Here is a 19,849-nt window from a genome sequence, read left to right as displayed (position 1 = left end):
TAGGCAGGGATTTGTTGCTGTACATGGAATAGTAAAAGATGTTATTGAAAGGAGACTTACCATGGTAGAATGTCCTTGGTGTCATGAACAAGTACAGTTGGTTGAGGACGTTTGTCCTGCATGCAAGCAGGAGGTGCTCACGTACCATTTGAATCCAAATGCAGATGAAAGTGATGTTGAAGAGCTAACTGAATATGAAGAGTTAGATGCGTTAAGTCTGGAAGAGCGGATCTCTCACCAATACAAGTGCTGTAAATGTAAGCATACGGCGTGTCATTTGAAAGAAATAGCGATGACGGGGGCTGGCTTAAGTAAAATGTTCGATATTCAGCATCATCATTTCTTAGCTGTCTCTTGTTTGCATTGCGGATACGTAGAAATGTATGATCCGAATGTGTTACAAAGTAAGAAAGCGGGCTCATTAGGCACGATACTAGATGTATTATTTGGAGGTTGAGATTGAATGACGGTGATTGGACTCATACGACACGGGTTAACAGATTGGAACACGGAACGGCGTATACAGGGGCAAACGGATGTTCCACTCAATGAACTTGGTCGCAAACAAGCCGAATTATTATCCCAGCGAATGAAGGATGAACATTGGGATTACATCTATGCGAGTGATTTGGGTCGAGCTAGAGAAACAGCGGCGTATATTGGAAATGTAAAGCAAATTGAAGTGAAAACGGATCAGCGATTAAGAGAAATGTATTGCGGTCAGATTGAAGGGACAACGATTGAGGAACGTGTGGCAAAATGGGGGGAAGACTGGTCCCAATTGGATTTAGGGGTCGAAACTCATGAACAAATTGCTGCTCGTGGTGTGAGTTTCATTCAAGAAGTGATCGAGAGACATCCGAATCAGAAGGTGTTAATCGTCAGTCATGGAGCGTTACTTAGTATGACTCTAATGGATTTGATCCCACATGAAGACATCGAGGAACATTTACATAACACCTCTGTGACGAAAATTCGCCATAACGAGAGCCGTTGGGAATGCTTACAATACAATTGTATTGCTCATTTAGAAGGGCTCGGACCACTTTAGGGTAGCATATAGCAAGAATTGGAAAGAAGGTACCCTATGCTAATTTACCAAACAGAGACACTAATCGTTCGCGAGCTTGAACCCAGCGACAAGAAGTTGTTAGTTTCCTGGCTGAATGACCCCTTGGTATTAACCTATTATGCAGGCCGAGATAGCCCCCACAATATGGATAGAGTGGAAGAAGATTTCTATCAGGAAGATCCCGCGGTCAGATGTATCATTGAATTCCATCATCAGCCGATCGGGTATATTCAATTCTATGAACTGGGTGAGGAGGAACGTTTCGAATACGGCTATTCGGACCCAAACGAAAAGATCTACGGAACGGACCAGTTCATAGGAGATACTGCATATTGGGATAAGGGAATTGGGAAACAGCTCGTAAAGTCGATGCTGGATTATCTACTCGATGTCAGGAAGGCGGATCGTGTTGTGATGGATCCGCAGCAATGGAATGTTCGAGCGATCTCTTGCTATGAACGTTGTGGCTTTACGAAAGTGAAGGAACTGATTGCCCATGAGATGCACGAAGGCCAGCTAAGGGATTGTTGGTTAATAGAGTATTCGCGAATTACGAAGATCAGAGATGAAGAAAGAAAATATCATGAAGCTTGCTATGAAAACTATCGGTTATTTGAAGAAGGCTCATGGCTGGCTAAACCTGTTAAGACAGTCATGGAGCAATTGGCTCATTTCGACGGATATGACGAAGTAACAGCTCTAGATCTGGGCTGTGGGGTAGGACGGAACAGTATTCCGATGGCGCAATATTTGATCCCGCGAGAAGGGAAAGTTGTCTGTGTAGACATCATGCCATCCGCGATTACTAAGCTGCTAGCTTATAGTGCGCAATTCGGTGTTCAGGATCGGATTGAAACGCATGTATCCGACATTGGAGACTATGAAATTCCACCTGAATCCTTCGATTACATCGTCGCGGTATCAACGCTTGAGCATGTTGACTCCGAACAAACCTTCAAGCATGTGCTGACTAGGATTGGCCAAGGTACGAAAGTTAATGGCGTTAATTGTTTGATTATTAATTCGAATCTGCAGGAGATTGACGTGCGGACAGGTGAGGAAATAACACCCTGCATCGAACTGAATCTCACGACGGAACATTTACAATACCTATTGAACAAACATTTTGAAGGCTGGGAGATTGTTTTAACGACATTGAAGAAGTTATCATTTAATATTGAGCGGAACGGCAGACAGATACTGTTGAAAACAGATTGTCTCACCTACGTCGTTCGAAAAACTTAGTGGAGGTTTCATGTATGCACCCTATCCTCAATGAAATTGGCACTGTTTTTATCCCCGTGAGGGACATTGCACGAGCACGTGACTGGTATTGTGATCTGTTGGGTGTCACCAATGAGGGAGAGATCCTTCACGGACATTTGTATGTGTTGCCTATGAAAGGGACAAGCATCGTGCTGGATAGTAAAATTTTCGCCGAAGATCATATCTTTAAGGTACCCGCGTTTCATTTGAATACGAAAGATATCGAGGCTGCTTATACATTTTTGCAGGATAAAAAGGTAGAGCTAGTGACAGGCATTGAGCATGGACACTGGTTTAATTTCAAGGATCCCGATGGGAATTTACTTATGATATGTATGTGTTAGCCCCCTGCGGTTACAATACAAAGGGGAAAGGAGCTTCATTTCATGGAGTTGGAAAGTGTCTATATTACATATAAACAGCTATTATTTTCTGTTGCATACCGCATGTTGGGCTCGGTATCCGATGCAGAAGATATGTTGCAAGACATGTTTATCACACTGCAGAAGACAGACACCGAGCATGTGACAAATTTAAAATCGTATTTAGTCAAAATGGTGACCAACCGCTGCTTGAATTACTTGAATTCAGCTAGCAAGCAAAGAGAAACCTACATAGGCACATGGCTTCCTGAGCCCAAAGTGACGTCATCCCGCGAGGATCCGATGGGAAGTCTTGTCCAAGATGAAACGATTTCATATGCATTTTTAGTCTTGCTGCAAGAATTGTCCGCGGTAGAGCGTGCGGTCTTCGTGCTTCGAGAAGTGCTCGGTTATGAGTATGAAGAAGTTGCGGATATGCTTCAGAAAACAGAAGCGAACTGCCGCAAAATTTATAGCCGCGCTAAGAGTAAAATCAATGAGAATTCTGACGAAGAAGATGAGCGGTCATTAGGTGAAACAGACCCACTGGTCAAAAAGTTTCTTCACGCGGTGGATACGGGTGATTTCCAAGATTTTGTGCAACTTTTAATGGAAGATGCTGTGATGGTATCAGATGGAGGCGGAAAGGCACGTGCTGCCATTCATCCGATCTACGGGAAAGAGCGTATTGCAGCATTTTTCGAAGGTGTTCAAGCCAAAGGCGCACTGGAGGGAGACTGGTTGACTGTGCAGTTCAATGGCCAATCTGGACTGATTCTTGTTAAGGATCATTCTCCTTTGATGGTGATCCTGTTTGAGCTTGCTGGGAGCCGGCATCAATCAAGCCATCTATATATGATTCGAAATCCCGATAAATTAATTCAAATTTATTCTGTTCTTTAATGTCACAAAACCACAGCCTCATTTGTCTTATAGACGAGAAACAAAAATAGAGGTATGTGGAGGAGATTTCAAATGGAAGTTCGAATTCAACACGGCAAGGTAAACCCTGCGGCTTACCAAACGATGATGAAGCTAGAAGGATTTGTGAAAGAAAGCGGCTTGGATGAAACTCTGTATGAGTTTATTAAGATTAGAACATCTCAAATAAATGGGTGTGCATTCTGTCTAGATATGCATACACGTGATCTTCGCAAAATGGGGGAGACAGAGCAACGCATCTACTTGTTGAGTGCTTGGCGTGAAGCACCATTCTATTCCGAGAAGGAAAGAGCGGTGCTGGAGTTAACCGAAGCAGTTACGTCAATTTCCGCTGCTGGTGTTCCGCAAGATGTGTTCGATCGTGTTCGCAAGCATTTCGATGAGCGTGAGTTTGTCACGTTAATTATGGCGATCAATACGATTAATTCATGGAACCGTATTGCCATTTCGACAGGCATGTTTCCAGGGTGTATGTAATACAGTTCGAATCAGAGTCATGGAGGAGGGAGATTCCCTATTCATGGCTTTTTTTCTACTTGAAAAGTAGGGAAGGATGTTTTAGAATAAAGTTGTGCCCGAGCACGAAAGCGTAATGATGTACAAAGGCAATTCGTATAAAGCCAAGGAGGCTTTATTTTTTGAAACTTTTCGTGCCCGAGCACGGAATTCGAATTCCAATCAGTTTCATTGCAAAAAGGAGGCGTTAATGTGGCCATTGTTGTTCAGAAAAGAGACTACAGTATTACAGGCCAGGAAAGCATTAGGGCGCAAGAACGCGGGTTAGCTAGTGCTGAATGGTATTCCAGTCCCATTCCCCGCGCTAAAATGAAAGAGTTAATGAAACGCAAGGATGGTCCAGCGATTCGGGACACCATAATCTGGTTTGGAGCCTTGCTGATATTCGGCTATCTAGCGTATTTGTCATGGGGGACTTGGTGGGCTGTTCTTGCATTCTTCATCTATGGCGTGATCTATGCCTCACCAGGCGACTCAAGGTGGCATGAGTGCGGGCATGGTACAGCTTTTAAAACACCATGGATGAACGATGTGGTATATCAGATTGCGTCATTCTTCGTATTGCGTTCGGCTACACCATGGCGTTGGAGCCACGCTCGTCATCATACCGATACCATTATTGTCGGCAGGGACCCTGAAATTTTGACGGAGAGACCTCCGATCTGGAAAATCATCCTTATGCAAATATTTCATTTATATGGCGGCCCGATCGAGATCAAGCGATTTGTTCTACACACGATTGGTCGATTGGAAACACAGGAGAAGGACTATATTCCAGCTTCCGAGTTTCCGAAAGTATTTCGCGAAGCACGCATCTACATGCTGATTATCCTTGCCGTTGCAGCGGCATGTTTATACACGGGGAGCTTGCTGCCCGCGATGTTTATCGTTTTGCCATCCTTCTACGGCAATCTGTTCGTACTTCTTTTTGGAATGACACAGCACCTTGGCCTTTATGAAGATGTATTGGATCACCGGTTGAATACACGAACAATTCGAATGAATCCGATCTTTCGATTTTTGTACTGGAACATGAACTATCATACCGAACATCATATGTATCCGATGGTGCCGTACCATGCGTTGCCTAGGCTGCACCAAGAGATGTTGGCTGACTGTCCAGCCCCGCGCACGAGCTTATGGGCGGCATTGAAAGAGGTCATTATAGCGCTTCGCTTACAAAAAAATGACCCTTCTTATGTGGTAGTGAAGCCGTTACCCGTAACTGCTCAACCTTATTATTTTGGCGGTAGCCGCGAAGAGGAACAATCGACATTAAGGAGACAACAAAGATGATGGATGAATGGATTGAGGTATGTACAACCAATGAGTTAGAAGATGAGGATGTTATTCGATTTGACCATGGAGAAGCAACGTTTGCTATTTATCGGAACGCACAGGGGAAATTTTTCGCCTCAGACGGTTATTGTACACATGAGAAAATTCATCTGTCCAAGGGACTTGTTATGGGAAACCTCATTGAATGTCCTAAGCATAACGGTCGATTCGATATCACAACGGGAGAAGCGAAGCGAGTTCCCGTGTGTATCAAGCTGAAAACCTATCCGACTAAGGTTGAAGCAGGTAAGGTGTTTATTCAATTGGGATAGAGGGGACGAGAAAACATAAGGTACGAATGCCGCGGACTTGATATCGAGCTTCATTTCTATCATACTTGTTATGTGCCCGCGCACAATACCTTGTGAATGGAGAACCATATGAGCGTTACAATCAGGGAGATTGCCCAGCAAGCTGGTGTGTCCAGAGGCACTGTTGATCGTGTGCTGAATGGAAGATCAGGTGTAAAGCCTGAAATTAGGGAACGTATTCTTGCGATCGCAGATGAGCTTCAGTATGTGCCCAATGTGGCTGCGAAGGCTCTTGCTTACAATAGGAAACCGATTCAAATAGGAATAGTGATGCCTCCGAAAGAAATTTCGTTCTTTGATGATATTCTCAAAGGGATTCATGCTGCAGAAGATGAGTTGAAGGGACTAGGTATTTGCTTAGAATATGTGTATATCAATAATCAGCTGCCAGATGAGGGTGCGAGAGCCATACAGACGCTGATTGCGAATGGTGCAAGCGGGATTCTATTCTCAGCTATTGATGATGAAGTTAACCGTGCAAGTATAGATAAAGCAACTGAACAAGGTATTCCAGTGGTTACGTTTAATTCTGACGTTGAGAACTCGAAGCGGAGCTGTTTTGTGGGTCAGGATCTGGGGAAAAGCGGTGAAATCGCTGCAGGACTCATGACTCGAATTTTCAAAGGCAAAGCCAAGGTGCTAGTTGTCGTATCCAATATGAAATTTCATGCCCAACGGATGCGATTTCAGCATTTTAAAGCGAGTTTAGTTCATAGCAAGATCGAAGTTGTTGATGTTATTGAAGGTTATGATCGTTATGAGGATACATTTCGAGAGATGGAGAGCGCACTGAAGGCTTATCCTGATTTGGATGGCATTTATTTGTCAATAGGGCAGGTAGGAGCATGCATCGATGCGGTAAAATTGGCAGGTAAAGGAGGTCAGCTCCGTATCGTGTGCAATGATTTGATACCTGAAGTTGAGCAAGGACTGCGAGAGGGTTTGATTGATTTTACCATTATGCAAAATCCGATTCAGCAAGGCTACCGCTCCCTGAGAATATTGTACGATCTTATATTCACTGGGAAGAAACCTGACCATGAACTTCAGTATACCGATACGAGTATTTTGATCGCGGAGAGTCTCTAACTAGATTTGAAAGGGTGCTGCACAATAAATCGATATGCTGTAAGAAAAAAGGAACCGTCACAAAAGGTTTTTTGACCCTGAGTGACGGCTTTCGCTGGTAGTGATGAAAAACATCACTACCATTGCAATTAATTGTAAGCCGTCTCTCTATAGAGGCGGCTTCTTGCCTTCATTTTCGATCAAATGGTCATGTTCGCCATCCTCCATAATATTCCGAGTTGAGTTACGGAACTCACGAAGGGTGTCCCCGAAAGCACGGCCAAGCTGTGGCAGCTTGGAAGGCCCGAAGACAATTAATGCGATGGCCAGAATTAAGATTAATCCTGATACTCCAATATTGTTGAACATTGCGTTCATCCTCTTTTCTTTTCATTCTTCTATTAGATTCAATTTCGCAACACGCTGCATAGCGCGCCACTGCCAGCCAGCAACCAATACGCTGATTTCAAACAAGAGAATTAACGGCACAGTGACCGATAAGTGTGAAATCATATCAGGCGGCGAGATGCACGAGCCGGTGATGGTGAGCGCGATATAGGCGTATTTCCTCGACATTTTTAAAATCTGAGGCGTTAAGAGCCCTATTTTCGTTAAAAACAGGAGAACCACAGGCAGCTCAAACGCGATCGCCATCGGGATGACAATTTGAAACAAGAATGCAAAATATCGATCAATTCCATACGTCTCAACGGCGCCAATCGATTGATTCATCCGGATCATAAAGCGCATCATCATCGGGAAAACAACCCAATAACTGAACGAAACCCCGATGATGAACAACGCAAAAGCGACAGGTATGTAAGGAAGTGCGTTCCTGGATTCGGTTTCGGTTAGGCCTGGCTTCACGAACACCCATGCTTGGTAGAGAACGACGGGTACCGTAAATAAAGCGGCGAACAGAAACGCACATTTCATATAAATCATCAGCCCATCTGTGAATGAAAACACATTCCACTTGATTTCTCCAATCAATGGCTGTGATTTCAAGTACAGAAGGATATCAGACGAGAGGTACAAGCCAACACACAGCGTGACGATGAACCAGGCAAACACGATGAGCAATCGCTTGCGAACCTCTGTCAAATGTAAGATCCAATCTTCTTGCTCCATGTCATTCCTCCTTTATCATGAAACGTGTGGTCTGCCCGCATTAAACGACACTTCCACCTTGTTTCAAATATTTCGCAATGCCATCCACGGCACGGTAGGCCAATGCCCCAACGGTTCCTGTAGGATTGTAGCCACTGTTATGAGCAAACGCGGACGCGCCTACGACGAACACATTTTCGACATCCCACATTTGCAAATACGAGTTAACCGCAGAGGTGGAAGGATCTGCCCCCATAATTACACCGCCTGTATTGTGGGTCGATTGATAAGGAACGATATTGTATGCTGCTAACGTATCCGAAGACCCAATCGTCGATGGATTCATTTCTTTCATAATTTCTGCCGCTTTACCAGCAACGAATTTGATCATTTGCCGATCCTGCTCTTCAAAATCGAAAGTGATTCGAGGTAACGGCAAACCATAGGCATCCTTATAAGTCGGATCCAAATCCACATAATGATGTTTCCATGGCAAACTGCTGCCCTGCGGTGAAACAGACAAAACACTGTTCGCATATTTCAGTGACTTCTGTTTAAAATCTTTCCCCCATGCAGGTGTGCCTTTGGGAACAGAGTTATTTGCAATCGGACGTTGGCCGGTTTGCGAAATCCGAATACCGGCGCCATGGATGAAATTCAGATTCGTATGGTCGAAATTATCCCCATTGAAATCTGGAATTTCCATGCCGAGTGAACCAGCTCCCGCATAAAGGTTGAACTGCTTTTCATCGAAAAACCCTGTCGCACTCCCGCCGTTCGTTTGGTAGCAGTAATTTTTACCGATAACACCTTTACCTGTGGCTGGGTCATAAGGTTTACCCATTTTAGAAGTAAGCAGAAGCTTAATGTTGTTAAATACATAGCTGGCCATGATGACGACATCCGCAGGCTGCTCGAATTGCTCACCCGTAACGGTGTTCACGTAAACAACGCCGCTTGCTTTTTTGCCATCATTCAGCACCTGAATCACATTGGAGTAAGAGCGCAGCTCGAAATTGCCAGATTTCTGCGCAACAGGTAGGGCGGTCACAATCACATCCGCTTTTGCCCCGTACTCACAACCAAAACGTTCGCAATAGCCGCAATATTGACAGGCTGCACGGGTAATGCCATCCGGGTTCGTATATTGCTCCGATAAGTTAGCCGAAGGCATCATATAGGGATGGTATCCGAGTTTTTTGGTCGCATCTTCGAACAATTTCAAGATCGGCGTTTTCACCATCGGTTTGGTTGGGAAAGGAGCTGAACGCTTGCCTACGAGTGGATTCTGTTCAGCTTCACCTGAAATACCGGCCAATTTCTCGAATTTATCAAAATAAGGCTCTAACGTGTCATACGTGATGCCCCAATCCTGGATCGTCATGCCTTCAGGAATTTTCTGCTTCCCATAGCGTTCCACAGTCTTGCTATAAATCTCGAAATCATAGGGGAGAAATCGTAAGGTTTGTCCATTCCAATGAACACTTGCTCCGCCGAGACCTTCCCCGAGCAGGAAGGAGCCGTACTCCCGCATCGGTACTGCAGCCATTTTCTCGGTATTGCGGAATGTAACGGTTTCTTTGGATAAATCCTGCATGAGATCATAACGAGAGGCGTATCGCAGCTCATCATGCACCATATAGTAATCTGCCGTACTACGCGGCTTTCCGCGCTCCAAGCCAACAACCTTGACACCTTGTTTCGTTAATTCAGCGGCGATAATTCCCCCGACCCATCCCATACCCACAATGACAACGGGGACTTTCGGCATTTTAGTAGCCATCAACGTATTCCTTCCTTCGTGAGATATGTAACTTTAATGAACAAAATGATCGTGCAAGCTGCGAGGCTCCATGGCAACGAATTGATCTTTGTCGATCATGTTCGTATAGGTCATTTGGTTGCCTGGGTACTTACGCATTTTCCAGCCAGCCATATTCTTATTCCCGCCATATAAGGGATCGGAGTAGACACCTTCCATCACGAGTACGCGAAATAGGTTGAAAAAGGTTTTACCTGTAATCCCGTTTACGACACTGATTTCACCTTTTTCCATGGAGGTTAGAATCGCATCTTGTTCTTCAGGTTTAATATCTACGAAGCCTTTCGTATACTTGGTTTTGGCGGTTTCTTCAAGGCTATTTAGCCCCATTGTAATGAGCTCATGGCGTTGAATGCTGAGGTAATCCCCTTGTGTGACTTCACCTTTCACAAACGGCCCCATCCGATAGGTACGGGCATTCACCCCCCATGGACTGGCTAGCTGATGGTCTATGTAGAAAGCAGCGCCAAGCTCTGCAGCTCCTGGTCCACTATCGTCTTTGGGAAAGATACGCTCTGCTGCGGCTTCGGCGATTTGCAGTTGGGACTGATTGAAGAACATCGGCGCTTGATTATAATCAGCCGTGACTTCTGGTTTCGGACTTATTGTAGGCGAAGGAGAGGTCTGGGATGTATCTTTCTTAAACCCTCCAGATACTGCGCTTCCAATGACGCCACCAACCACAACGCCACCAATGGCAGTTCCGGTGTACTTGAGAAAACGACGACGTGAGTGATCAGGTGTATGATTATGCGTGTTTTTGTCAGCCAACTTGTCATACCTCCATGGAATTTTATGTACTTCTGGGTAGTTATGGATATGTTGATCAGTAAGCGTATTTCCTATGCATGATTTGCATGAAAATATGGAAACGGGGGCAATGTATTGGTAGGTTTCCGATTTCTATACATGGTTTTGAACCTATGAATGTGAGGAGAAGCATACTCATGAACAGAAAGATCGTAGTCCTCACTCTTTTACTAGCTGGAGCTTTATCGGCTTGCGGAAAAAGTGAAACGACACCTAGTCCAAGTGCAGGCACAACAACAGCGCCAACAGCATCGGCAAGTACTGGAACAACAACCAAAGCTGATGCACAGACGGTATTTAAGGCCAATTGTGTCAGCTGTCATGGCGCAAATTTGGAGGGCTTAGTCGGGCCGAATCTTCAGAAGGTTGGCGGAAAGCACTCCAAGGAACAGCTCACCGCGTTGATTGCGAACGGGAAAGGTGCAATGCCTGCTTTTAAAGGAAAGCTATCCGATGATGAAATCAGTTCATTATCCACATGGCTTGCAGACAAAAAATAGTCAGGAATGAACCCGCCCTTCGCTGTAAAGCGGCTAGGCGGGATTTTTCTTTTGGAGCGAGCCAGACAACTCATTTTGTGCCATTATAGGCATAGGATAAATAAGTCATTATTAATAAACCGGGTAAGGTGCTTCCTTTTTATCATGATGCAATAGGGAGATGAACCAGATGAAAGGCAAAGATCGGTGGAATGATCTATTTGAACTAGCGATGTATGTATTGGCAGGAGGTTGTTTTGTTTACTTTCTCGTGAAAGGCAACTGGGCGAAAATGTTTCAAGCGGTACTCATTGTGGCTGTACTTCAACTCATTCGACTCGTTGTCAAATGGACGAAGACGACCATGTTTACTTCATTGCGGTTCTGTGTGCTGCTATTTATTTTTGTCACGATGTTCCTTGCGAATGAATTCGGTTATTATGGCGTCATTCCTTACCTGGATAAAATGGAGCATCTATTCTCGGGCGTGATCCTCTGCTTCGTCGGTTTATTGATTTATAGCAAAGCCTCTGATCATCAAAAGGGGAATGGTCCACCTTCATCGCATGTCGCGGTGTGGCTGTGCTTGTTCTTTTCCATTGCGATGGCGGGAGTTTGGGAGATATATGAGTTTGCGACGGACCACCTATTCGGGCTAAATTCACAGAATGGAAGCCTGCTCGATACGATGACAGACATCATTTGCGGAACATTAGGGGCGATTTTGACGGCATGCTATTTGGCGTTGAAGGCGAAGGAACGGGCACTTCCTTTGGTGGATATCAGATAATTTTGGCAGACCATGCCTTGTCATTTTACCTAGTTTGTGGCACTATTAGCACTATTGAATGGAGGAATTGACAGCATGGAAGAGTTGCCTAATTGCCCGAAATGCCAATCGGCGTACACGTATGAAGATGGAAATTTACTGGTGTGCCCGGAGTGTGCGCATGAGTGGTCGTCATCAGTTAGCGAAGATGAGAACGGCGATGATCAGAAAGTGGTCAAAGACGCGAACGGTAATGTGCTGAAAGATGGTGATTCCGTTACGGTCATCAAAGATTTGAAAGTTAAAGGGACTTCATCCGTTATCAAAATTGGAACAAAAGTGAAAAACATTCGCTTAGTCGAAGGCGATCATGATATTGATTGTAAAATCGATGATTTCGGCGCGATGAAATTAAAGTCGGAGTTTGTTAAGAAGATTTAACATTTGATCAAATCAAGGATTTGAAGAAAAATTTGGAGCAAGAGGAGTAACCACATGTCTGACGTTACTTTCATCTATGTGACCTATATCGCTACTACCCCAGAGAAGCTTTGGGCAGCACTGACCAACACCGATTATACAGAAAAATACTTTTTCGGAACAGCTGTCCATTCTGATTGGTTAGAAGGATCGACAGTCACTTATTCGAGGGAAGGGAAAGTGACCGATCATGGCATCATTTTGAAATGTGAGCCGTATCGATTACTGTCGTTTACCTGGCATTATGTTGCAGATACAACAGATCGTCCGCAGCCGACTTGCGTAACCTTTGAAATGAAACCAATGAATGGCACGGTGAAGCTAACCTTGAAACATGAAAATCTTGTTCAAGGTGATGTCGTGGAACGGGAAGATACCTTCGAGGGCTTTAACAACGGATGGCCAGCCATTCTGAGCAACTTGAAAAGCTTGCTTGAAACAGGGAACACGCTTGCGATGATGTGAGACATAAAAAAGCAGAGGATCCATATGGGATGCTCTGTTTTTTTATAACTGGAATGAGTCAGCCCGCTTATTGACCATTGAGCAGTTCCTCCTACAACTATCCTATACTCATATACATAGTTTAGCTTCGTGTGACTCATCTTAAATAGAGCAGGAAAGATAAGGGTGATCGACAGAGGAGGAGTCACGTTGCAACTATTTCATCTTAGTTACATTCTACTGTTTAGCGCTGTGCTCGCGGCTGGAACGATCGGAGTCGCTTGGTTTGTATTTCATAAACGAAAAAGGAAAGCTCGCTAAAGCTTACATTTGAAACTGGCCTTCTGGTGCTGAATGAAGCACTGGCGGGCTTTTTTATTGGATGTTCAATTTCATCCATAAAAAGGAAAAATGGAGCCTTTCACGAATACCATGTAGAGTGCTGCAATTTTTTTGAAGACTATTTAAAAGGAGGGGGCTATCTGTGAAGCTATACGAACGATCATTAAAATCTCAGATTGCTGCTGTTGGTGTTTTTTTCTTCTTATCTTTGATTCAACTCATAATAAATATAGGTACCCATCGCCCTGTTGGATTTGTTGTTACTTTCAGTGTTTGTCTTGGTGTTTTTCTCATCCTAGCCGTCATTATTAGCATAGATCTCTTCCAAAATGATGCGGAGAAAATAAGGGCCAACGTAGAATTTATCGAAGAATTCCGGATTCATATTCGAAAACCAAATGGGAAGTTAATGAAAGTGCGTGTAAAAGCAACAGAATATGAACAATTTCATGTTGCACAAACCGTTGAATTGTTGGTGGCTAAAAGGACAAGAGCCTTGCTCTCAATCCACAGTTTGGATGATGGACTAACGAATAGCTGCCAAGGTGACATTATCAAAACGGAGGATTTATGAAGCGATTGCGAAAACTATTCAAAAGTAAACTAGTTTGGGCTTTGCTCATTCTCGTTGTATTTATCTATGTAAATAACACATCGTTGCTTGCTAAAGAACGGAGTGGAGCACCTTTTCTAATGGCCCATCGTGGGCTCGCTCAAACGTTCCACACGGAGGATTTGAAGAACGATACCTGTACTGCGGAACGTATCTTTGATCCTGAACATCCATATCTGGAGAATACGATTCCTTCCATGCAAGCTGCATTTGATGCAGGTGCCGATGAGGTTGAATTCGATATCCATATAACCAAAGATGATCAATTTGCCGTATTTCATGATTGGACGCTGGACTGTCGGACGAATGTCAAAGGTCAGTCGAAAGATTACACAATGGCTGAACTGAAAAAGGTGGATATTGGCTACGGCTACACGGCTGATAACGGGAAATCATACCCTTTTCGCGGCAAAGGTGTTGGATTAATGCCCTCATTAAATGAAGTGCTCACGCAGTTTTCGGACAAGATGCTTCTTATTCATATTAAAACCAATGATCCCCATGAAGGTAACTTATTAGTAGATATATTATCTAAGCTCTCACCAGAGCGGAGGAGCCAGTTGACCATCTATGGTGGGGATTTACCTGTATCTATTGTGAATGAAAAGCTGCCAGATATGCGTGTTATTTCTGTCGATACGATGAAAAGCTGCTTGCTTCCGTACCTTGCTTATGGATGGACTGGAATTATACCTGATTCATGTGCACATATACAGATTCATATGCCAGATAAGTTGGCTCCGTTGCTGTGGGGATGGCCGAACAAGTTTTTAAACCGAATGGATGAAATGGATACAAGGGTGATCGTAGTTGGTGGAAATGGCACTGAGTTTTCGACCGGGTTTGACACGCCGGCGGATCTGGAACGGCTTCCAGCATCCTATACAGGAGGAATTTGGACGAATCGGATTGACCGCATTGCACCTATATATAAGTGAAACAAAGAGGGCGCCTGCTAGTAGATGTATCTACTTGCCGGCAGCCCTCTTCGCTTTGCTTTTGTCTACTTTTACTTATAGAATGTGGATTGAAAAGGTGTCAATGCTGCAATGACCGCATCCCGAAAAACATCACTCCGGGTAATCCGCCCTTCCGTAAATAAACCGTAAGCACCTTCTTTGTGATTACTCCCGACCGTGCTGCTCAATTCATCAATTATGTGACGCAGCTCGGTTCCGCCTAGCATTAATTTCTCTCCAATTCCTTTGGGGATCGGGAAATATAACCCTTTGCCGACGTAAAGCTGATTCCCGTCCCAAGCGGCACAAACAGAGAAGAGATACCATTGCTGCGTATGGATGCTGTCATACGTAAGCCCACCTTCAAGTCCAAGTCCGAAGTCTGCTTCTGGCTCTGCTGTAAGCACATTTTTGGCCCGCGTGATGGCACCAAGGATGGTTTCGTCTTCCGTCATTGGCTGGTCAGATACACCAGATGGGACAGCGTGACAAATCGGTTCTATCCCCGTAGCCACAACCACAGCAGCTCGCTTCGCTTGATTGTTCGTGCCTAACGCTATTCTTACCTCATTTTCAAACACAAAACATCACTCCTAACTTCCCTATTGCGGAACAACTGAATCAATATGAGCTAGTATATCATGTTTTCATTACAATCAAGTTTAGTAGTGAGGCGTGCTTTTTCTGATTAGTATTAAATGATTGCAAAATTGGGCATATTTGTTAAAAACACGTGTTGATGAAGGTGACAATGGCGTTCATTAAACCAATCGATAAGGAGAATCAATCGAACTTGAGCTCTTTACAACCCCGGTCGCCACGGAGGCAGCAAGCTTTATTAAGTAAAGACGGTTTAAGCAGCCTGCGCTGGCAGGATCCGAGGATTATAGCGTGGTGGTCAGCATCTTTTCCAGGATTCGGTCATTTCCTGCTCCATCAATTTATTCGCGGATTTCTGCTGTCAGCTTGGGAAGTGACCATCAATTCACTTGCCAGAGTCAATGAGGCGATCTATTATTCCTTCAGTGGGCAATTCGAATTGGCTAAACAAGTTCTCGAACCAAGATGGGCATTCGCCTATGCAATCGTCTATTTATTCTCGATATGGGATAGTTATATAAAAGCGCTCGATGCGAATAAGCAATACCATCTGGCCAAGCTTGAGGGAGCCAGAATTACTTCCAATCTAATTAAACCTTGGACGATTGCGAATATAAGCTTCAAGAGACCTGGAGCTGCTATGTTTTGTTCCTTTATTTTTCCTGGACTAGGCCAACTATATAACAACCGACTCGCCTTAGGCTTCTATGGGGTGTTCTGGTGGTTTATTTATATGACCATGTCACGATCACACGAGGCGGCTCTATATCTAATACTTGGCAAATTGAGCAAATCAACAGCACTTTTAAATCCACATTGGCTATTATTTATGCCTTCAGTTGTCTGTGGCGCTATCTATGATGCATATATGACGGCATTAGATCATAACAGACTTTTTCGAATCGAGCAGAAGCAGTATTTAACAGAGAAGTACCCTCATTTTCCAATCCAGTTGTTTGAGAAGGAGAATGCCACGCATGTTGATTATTAGTACATTTGAGCATTCGATCGAGGTGGAAGAAGCCCTAGCTGTGCTGGAAAGAATGGGTTTACCGCGAAATGAAATTATGACCATCATGATGGATAACTATATGGAAATACCTGATCATAATTACAATTCGAATCCGAATAAGAAAATGCTGGCGTTTGAGGTTGGCATGGCAACATCCACGGGATTCGCTGTCATAGGGATTAGTTTGGGCTTTATGCTGTATTTGGGTCCCATTATTTGGGGAGTTATAGGTGCAATTTGTGGATTTATGACAGGGTATTACCTCACGCGTTTCATACAAACCAAGCTGCTTAAACATGTGATTCGGAAAAAAGAGCGATTACCCGAGCTGGCTGTCATTATCCAGTGCCAAGAGGAACGATTTCAAGAGGTAAAGCATGTTTTGTGGGAATACCAAGCGCTATCCGTTGGCAAGTTTTAAAAGGAGATCATGTGACAAGCTTGAAACTTCAAGCTTATTTTTTTTTGCATAAATTGCACAACATTTCCAGTTAAGTATACGTCAAACAAGTAGACAGAACGAATAGGGGATGAAGGTGATGAATCGTGGCCTTATTTTACTTGTTAGTATACTCTTGCTAAGTTCATGTTCAAATGAGAAATACGACATCGATAAAGCGACCACAAAAGGAGACGTTATTAATATTCATGGAAGAATTATCAATGTAGATCGATTCAATCAATTTTTAAAGAATGTTGAAAGCCATATTGAGAGTCAAATTCGGATTACGCAAATGACAATTGAAGGGGATCCCATTTATTATAATTTGGCTTACAACCAAGATAAGATTTCCTACATCTATAATAATAAGGCAGATAAACATGGGGATGGCAAACGACTGAAAACGGAATGCACAGGAATGAGTTCAGCGAAAGTGGAACGGGGAGTTTCTTATACGCTGGATGGTTGTAAGGATGCCTCCATCGGGCAAACATTTAGCTTTGTAGTAGCGGGGACGGGGAACTAGACGACATAGAAAGAGGCTAATGGATCTCCATCCAATAGCCTCTTTCTTCTCATTTACACACGTATTCTTATTTCATTTTAGCTAATTCATAATCAAACCACGTTCGAATCTCACCCGTAGACATGTTCTCAATCGTATTGTTGCGATGCTTGATGAAAATGTTTCTGTTCTTATCCAAATAATAGTCGCCAAAAATATAGTTGGATAAGCGTTTTGTTTCTAATTTCGTATTCAGCGTATAAATTCCAGCCGTATCTTGCGCAGCATAATCCTTATTCGAGATACCATTAAGTACGACATAAAGACTTCCATCCTTGGCTTCAGGACTTAGCAATGAAGGGTTGGTTAAACCTAATGCCCTTACATCCGATTCATGAAGCAGTTCGTTCACCATATGAACAGTACCATTTGGGTCTAGCAAGCCAACGCGGGCACTACCCGCAATATAGTCTTTTCGACTAGGTAATCTGTCAGAGGCAATCCACACGGTACCATCCGGATTCGGTATGACGCGGTCTAGTTTTTGATTGAAATCATGGAGTCGCGTCACGTTTCCGTCTTGAATAAGAAACGTATATGTGGTGCCATAATTTGGACCAATTGCGGCAATTGGCAAGGTCAAATTAATAGATAAGATCACCCGTTGATCGCCAGCAGAAAATACAGTGTACGTATGGACGGGTGCTCCCCAGGCTGCCGATTCCCATACATCGGAGTCTGTTAGTGTATACACTTTTATATTGCCATAGTATAAATCTCGATCTTTACGCACCAACTCTACTGGTTTACCAGCTAATGGGTGTGGAGGAGTAGAAAGGCCTTTGATAAATTGATCTTTTTCTTCATTGTTTTTCCATTCGATTTGATAGTTGCTTTTATCCATTTTTAGCATTGACTTTGCAGGGTCCGCGGAAAGCAGGGAGTAGAAATATAATGAACTATCATCGTCACCGATGATGGAATAGATGGCATTTTGCCCGCCTACTAGCGATAGTCCTTCAGCATCACTCCATCCGATATCAATCTGAAGAAGATCATGAACAAATCGCCAAGTCAAGGGCATATAAGTCACATCTTGATAGGTTAAAAAAGGGTAGGGCTCCGTTTTATTATTGATTTCTGTTTGATTCATCGTGATGGGTACATCGGAAACTTGGACCAAGTAACTGCTTGCATTACTCTTGGATGTTAGATCCTGTTCAAGTGGAGCTTGATGAATAGGTGGAGGAAAGTTCCGATTTGACCAAATCTGCAATCCATCCGTTTCACTCCAACTATACTCAATGCCGAGTGTTTGGAAATTTTTCCACGTCATGGGTAAGTAAGTGATGTCTTTATACAACAGAAATGGGTATTGGCTATGAGTGATGTCCATGTCTTGACCATTGATTTGAATTGGAAAATAGGGTAGAGATGCCTTCACAGATACGCTTGCTGATGCCTGTTGGGGAGGTAACGGTAGCAGCCCGCACATCAATCCGAGTAGGACAAACGAGCATTTTATAGCAAATTTCTTCAAAACAATCACCCTTTTCTAAGTTAGTATTGCTACTGATTAGACGCAGGATGATGGGAAAAGTTGTATGTTTAAAGAGTATATATCCAGATCGTGATTCGGATGGTAAATTTTGAGTCATGATCTCACTGGTATCCCATGTTACAATCGTTGAGATCCAAACTGGATCCAAAACTTAGAAGGCCGAAGCTTTATTTGAAGCACGGGGGAACCAACCTTTGGGGTGAAGTCGCGTTTTGCGCGGCCGGGTGATTACTCTTTGATCCGAATCCGACAGCTAACCTCGCAGGCCGCAAAAAGGAGAGATTTATAGTGAAACGTTACAAAAAGCTTATAGTTACGGGAGCATTAGGTTTGAGCGTCTTGATGGGGGCGAACGCAGCATGGGCTGCTACGGGAACGCATACGGTAGCAGGCAACGATACCATGTGGTTAATCTCTAAGAAATATGGCGTCAGCCTTACTTCGCTGATCAAAGCGAATCCACAGGTAGCCAATCCGAATATAATTTGGTCGGGGATGAAGCTCAACATTCCTGGAAGCACGGGTACAACTGTTGTGACTAAACCACAGGTTACGCCAACACCAACACAATCCACTTTTGCTAGCCAAGTGATTACCTTAGTAAACCAGGAACGAACGAAGGCTGGATTGAAGCCTTTGACCAGCAATAGCGCACTTACCGCGATGGCGCTGGATAAAGCGAAAGATATGTACAATAAAGGTTATTTCGATCATACATCGCCAACTTACGGTTCACCTTTTGATATGATGAACTCTTATGGCATTCATTATTCCTACGCGGGTGAAAACATCGCTAAGGGTCAACAAACGCCTGAAGCGGTTATGACAGCATGGATGAACAGTTCAGGTCACCGTCAAAACATTTTAAGCCCGAACTTCACACAAATAGGCGTCGCCTATTATAACGGTGAGTGGGTTCAGGAGTTTATAAGTAACTAAGAATTAACAGCGCAGTCTCCCTTAGGGAGGCTGTTTTTTTATATCATGTCGAAGGAGATCGGATGTGCACGTCGAATTTGAAACCAA

General features: G+C 43.8%; 25 protein-coding genes, 1 pseudogene and 1 riboswitch. Of the genes and pseudogenes, 20 read left to right on the top strand and 6 right to left on the bottom strand.

Going from position 1 to position 19,849, the window contains the following annotated elements:
* Nucleotides 1-61 precede the first annotated feature (61 nt).
* From ACSQ8P_RS20020 to ACSQ8P_RS19975, 10 genes and pseudogenes are all read left to right on the top strand, one after another.
* Entirely contained in the window at nucleotides 62-457 is a 396-nt protein-coding gene (locus tag ACSQ8P_RS20020) for a zinc ribbon domain-containing protein (RefSeq protein WP_436236790.1), read from the top strand.
* Between the two features lie 6 nt (nucleotides 458-463).
* Complete coding sequence (locus ACSQ8P_RS20015; protein ID WP_436236789.1) at nucleotides 464-1,051, top strand: histidine phosphatase family protein; 588 nt, start codon at nucleotides 464-466, stop codon at nucleotides 1,049-1,051.
* A 36-nt stretch (nucleotides 1,052-1,087) separates the two neighbouring features.
* Nucleotides 1,088-1,546, top strand: a pseudogene (locus tag ACSQ8P_RS20010) (GNAT family N-acetyltransferase); the annotation flags it as partial.
* 27 nt (nucleotides 1,547-1,573) lie between these two features.
* Nucleotides 1,574-2,317 carry a class I SAM-dependent methyltransferase gene (locus tag ACSQ8P_RS20005; protein WP_436239566.1) on the top strand — a complete coding sequence of 248 codons (744 nt, stop codon included), beginning with the start codon at nucleotides 1,574-1,576 and terminating at the stop codon, nucleotides 2,315-2,317.
* Nucleotides 2,318-2,331: 14 nt separating this feature from the next.
* Entirely contained in the window at nucleotides 2,332-2,682 is a 351-nt protein-coding gene (locus tag ACSQ8P_RS20000) for a VOC family protein (RefSeq protein ID WP_436236788.1), read from the top strand.
* Between the two features lie 42 nt (nucleotides 2,683-2,724).
* Entirely contained in the window at nucleotides 2,725-3,603 is an 879-nt protein-coding gene (locus tag ACSQ8P_RS19995; protein WP_436236787.1) for an RNA polymerase sigma-70 factor, read from the top strand.
* Nucleotides 3,604-3,675: 72 nt separating this feature from the next.
* Nucleotides 3,676-4,119 (top strand): carboxymuconolactone decarboxylase family protein, encoded by a 444-nt coding sequence (locus ACSQ8P_RS19990; RefSeq protein ID WP_436236786.1) that lies wholly within the window; start codon nucleotides 3,676-3,678, stop codon nucleotides 4,117-4,119.
* A 231-nt stretch (nucleotides 4,120-4,350) separates the two neighbouring features.
* Nucleotides 4,351-5,454 carry a fatty acid desaturase family protein gene (locus tag ACSQ8P_RS19985; protein WP_436236785.1) on the top strand — a complete coding sequence of 368 codons (1,104 nt, stop codon included), beginning with the start codon at nucleotides 4,351-4,353 and terminating at the stop codon, nucleotides 5,452-5,454.
* Entirely contained in the window at nucleotides 5,451-5,768 is a 318-nt protein-coding gene (locus ACSQ8P_RS19980) for a MocE family 2Fe-2S type ferredoxin (RefSeq protein ID WP_436236784.1), read from the top strand. The genes ACSQ8P_RS19985 and ACSQ8P_RS19980 overlap by 4 nt, the downstream gene beginning before the upstream one ends.
* Nucleotides 5,769-5,876: 108 nt before the next feature.
* Entirely contained in the window at nucleotides 5,877-6,896 is a 1,020-nt protein-coding gene (locus ACSQ8P_RS19975; protein WP_436236783.1) for a substrate-binding domain-containing protein, read from the top strand.
* Nucleotides 6,897-7,043: 147 nt separating this feature from the next.
* Here ACSQ8P_RS19975 and tatA read toward each other — a convergent pair whose 3' ends face one another.
* Genes tatA through ACSQ8P_RS19955 form a run of 4 tightly spaced genes read right to left on the bottom strand, consistent with a single transcriptional unit; the run spans nucleotide 7,044 to nucleotide 10,578 of the window.
* Nucleotides 7,044-7,244: a twin-arginine translocase TatA/TatE family subunit gene (gene tatA, locus ACSQ8P_RS19970; RefSeq protein WP_028555878.1), complete on the bottom strand. Its 201-nt coding sequence runs from the start codon at nucleotides 7,242-7,244 to the stop codon at nucleotides 7,044-7,046.
* A 21-nt stretch (nucleotides 7,245-7,265) separates the two neighbouring features.
* Nucleotides 7,266-8,006 (bottom strand): twin-arginine translocase subunit TatC, encoded by a 741-nt coding sequence (tatC, locus tag ACSQ8P_RS19965; RefSeq protein WP_173109323.1) that lies wholly within the window; start codon nucleotides 8,004-8,006, stop codon nucleotides 7,266-7,268.
* A gap of 40 nt (nucleotides 8,007-8,046) precedes the next feature.
* On the bottom strand, nucleotides 8,047-9,768 hold the full coding sequence (locus ACSQ8P_RS19960) for a GMC family oxidoreductase (RefSeq protein WP_436236782.1): 1,722 nt from the start codon (nucleotides 9,766-9,768) through the stop codon (nucleotides 8,047-8,049).
* 33 nt (nucleotides 9,769-9,801) lie between these two features.
* Nucleotides 9,802-10,578, bottom strand: a complete 777-nt coding sequence (locus ACSQ8P_RS19955) for a gluconate 2-dehydrogenase subunit 3 family protein (RefSeq protein ID WP_436236781.1) — start codon at nucleotides 10,576-10,578, stop codon at nucleotides 9,802-9,804.
* 176 nt (nucleotides 10,579-10,754) lie between these two features.
* Here ACSQ8P_RS19955 and ACSQ8P_RS19950 point away from each other — a divergent pair, with 176 nt between their 5' ends.
* From ACSQ8P_RS19950 to ACSQ8P_RS19925, 6 genes are all read left to right on the top strand, one after another.
* Nucleotides 10,755-11,117 (top strand): c-type cytochrome, encoded by a 363-nt coding sequence (locus tag ACSQ8P_RS19950; protein WP_436236780.1) that lies wholly within the window; start codon nucleotides 10,755-10,757, stop codon nucleotides 11,115-11,117.
* A 160-nt stretch (nucleotides 11,118-11,277) separates the two neighbouring features.
* Nucleotides 11,278-11,886 (top strand): threonine/serine exporter family protein, encoded by a 609-nt coding sequence (locus tag ACSQ8P_RS19945; RefSeq protein WP_436236779.1) that lies wholly within the window; start codon nucleotides 11,278-11,280, stop codon nucleotides 11,884-11,886.
* A 75-nt stretch (nucleotides 11,887-11,961) separates the two neighbouring features.
* The gene (locus tag ACSQ8P_RS19940) at nucleotides 11,962-12,306 is read left to right on the top strand and encodes a zinc ribbon domain-containing protein YjdM (protein WP_436236778.1); all 345 of its coding nucleotides are present in this window, start codon (nucleotides 11,962-11,964) and stop codon (nucleotides 12,304-12,306) included.
* A 54-nt stretch (nucleotides 12,307-12,360) separates the two neighbouring features.
* Nucleotides 12,361-12,810: an SRPBCC family protein gene (locus ACSQ8P_RS19935; protein ID WP_436236777.1), complete on the top strand. Its 450-nt coding sequence runs from the start codon at nucleotides 12,361-12,363 to the stop codon at nucleotides 12,808-12,810.
* A gap of 463 nt (nucleotides 12,811-13,273) precedes the next feature.
* Nucleotides 13,274-13,705 (top strand): hypothetical protein, encoded by a 432-nt coding sequence (locus tag ACSQ8P_RS19930; protein ID WP_436236776.1) that lies wholly within the window; start codon nucleotides 13,274-13,276, stop codon nucleotides 13,703-13,705.
* The gene (locus ACSQ8P_RS19925) at nucleotides 13,702-14,682 is read left to right on the top strand and encodes a glycerophosphodiester phosphodiesterase family protein (RefSeq protein WP_436236775.1); all 981 of its coding nucleotides are present in this window, start codon (nucleotides 13,702-13,704) and stop codon (nucleotides 14,680-14,682) included. Before ACSQ8P_RS19930 ends, ACSQ8P_RS19925 begins: the two co-directional genes overlap by 4 nt.
* A 71-nt stretch (nucleotides 14,683-14,753) precedes the next feature.
* Here the strand turns inward: ACSQ8P_RS19925 and ACSQ8P_RS19920 are convergent, their stop codons facing one another.
* Complete coding sequence (locus ACSQ8P_RS19920; protein ID WP_436236774.1) at nucleotides 14,754-15,284, bottom strand: DUF84 family protein; 531 nt, start codon at nucleotides 15,282-15,284, stop codon at nucleotides 14,754-14,756.
* 158 nt (nucleotides 15,285-15,442) lie between these two features.
* On the opposite strand from ACSQ8P_RS19920, the gene ACSQ8P_RS19915 reads away from it, so the two are divergent.
* The 3 genes from ACSQ8P_RS19915 (at nucleotide 15,443) to ACSQ8P_RS19905 (ending at nucleotide 17,283) form a co-directional block, all read left to right on the top strand.
* Nucleotides 15,443-16,294: a hypothetical protein gene (locus ACSQ8P_RS19915; RefSeq protein WP_436239565.1), complete on the top strand. Its 852-nt coding sequence runs from the start codon at nucleotides 15,443-15,445 to the stop codon at nucleotides 16,292-16,294.
* On the top strand, nucleotides 16,281-16,736 hold the full coding sequence (locus ACSQ8P_RS19910) for a hypothetical protein (RefSeq protein ID WP_436236773.1): 456 nt from the start codon (nucleotides 16,281-16,283) through the stop codon (nucleotides 16,734-16,736). Before ACSQ8P_RS19915 ends, ACSQ8P_RS19910 begins: the two co-directional genes overlap by 14 nt.
* A gap of 118 nt (nucleotides 16,737-16,854) precedes the next feature.
* The gene (locus ACSQ8P_RS19905) at nucleotides 16,855-17,283 is read left to right on the top strand and encodes a DUF4362 domain-containing protein (protein WP_436236772.1); all 429 of its coding nucleotides are present in this window, start codon (nucleotides 16,855-16,857) and stop codon (nucleotides 17,281-17,283) included.
* A 67-nt stretch (nucleotides 17,284-17,350) separates the two neighbouring features.
* Here the strand turns inward: ACSQ8P_RS19905 and ACSQ8P_RS19900 are convergent, their stop codons facing one another.
* Nucleotides 17,351-18,757: a hypothetical protein gene (locus ACSQ8P_RS19900; protein WP_436236771.1), complete on the bottom strand. Its 1,407-nt coding sequence runs from the start codon at nucleotides 18,755-18,757 to the stop codon at nucleotides 17,351-17,353.
* 213 nt (nucleotides 18,758-18,970) lie between these two features.
* Nucleotides 18,971-19,106, top strand: a riboswitch (cyclic di-AMP (ydaO/yuaA leader).
* Nucleotides 19,107-19,111: 5 nt separating this feature from the next.
* On the opposite strand from ACSQ8P_RS19900, the gene ACSQ8P_RS19895 reads away from it, so the two are divergent.
* The gene (locus ACSQ8P_RS19895) at nucleotides 19,112-19,762 is read left to right on the top strand and encodes a CAP domain-containing protein (RefSeq protein WP_436236770.1); all 651 of its coding nucleotides are present in this window, start codon (nucleotides 19,112-19,114) and stop codon (nucleotides 19,760-19,762) included.
* The last annotated feature ends 87 nt before the right edge of the window (nucleotides 19,763-19,849 follow it).

Origin of the sequence: Paenibacillus sp. LjRoot153 (genome assembly GCF_964253085.1) — a bacterium.
GTDB lineage: Bacteria > Bacillota > Bacilli > Paenibacillales > NBRC-103111 > Paenibacillus_E.
This window is presented reverse-complemented; position numbering and strand designations above follow the sequence as displayed.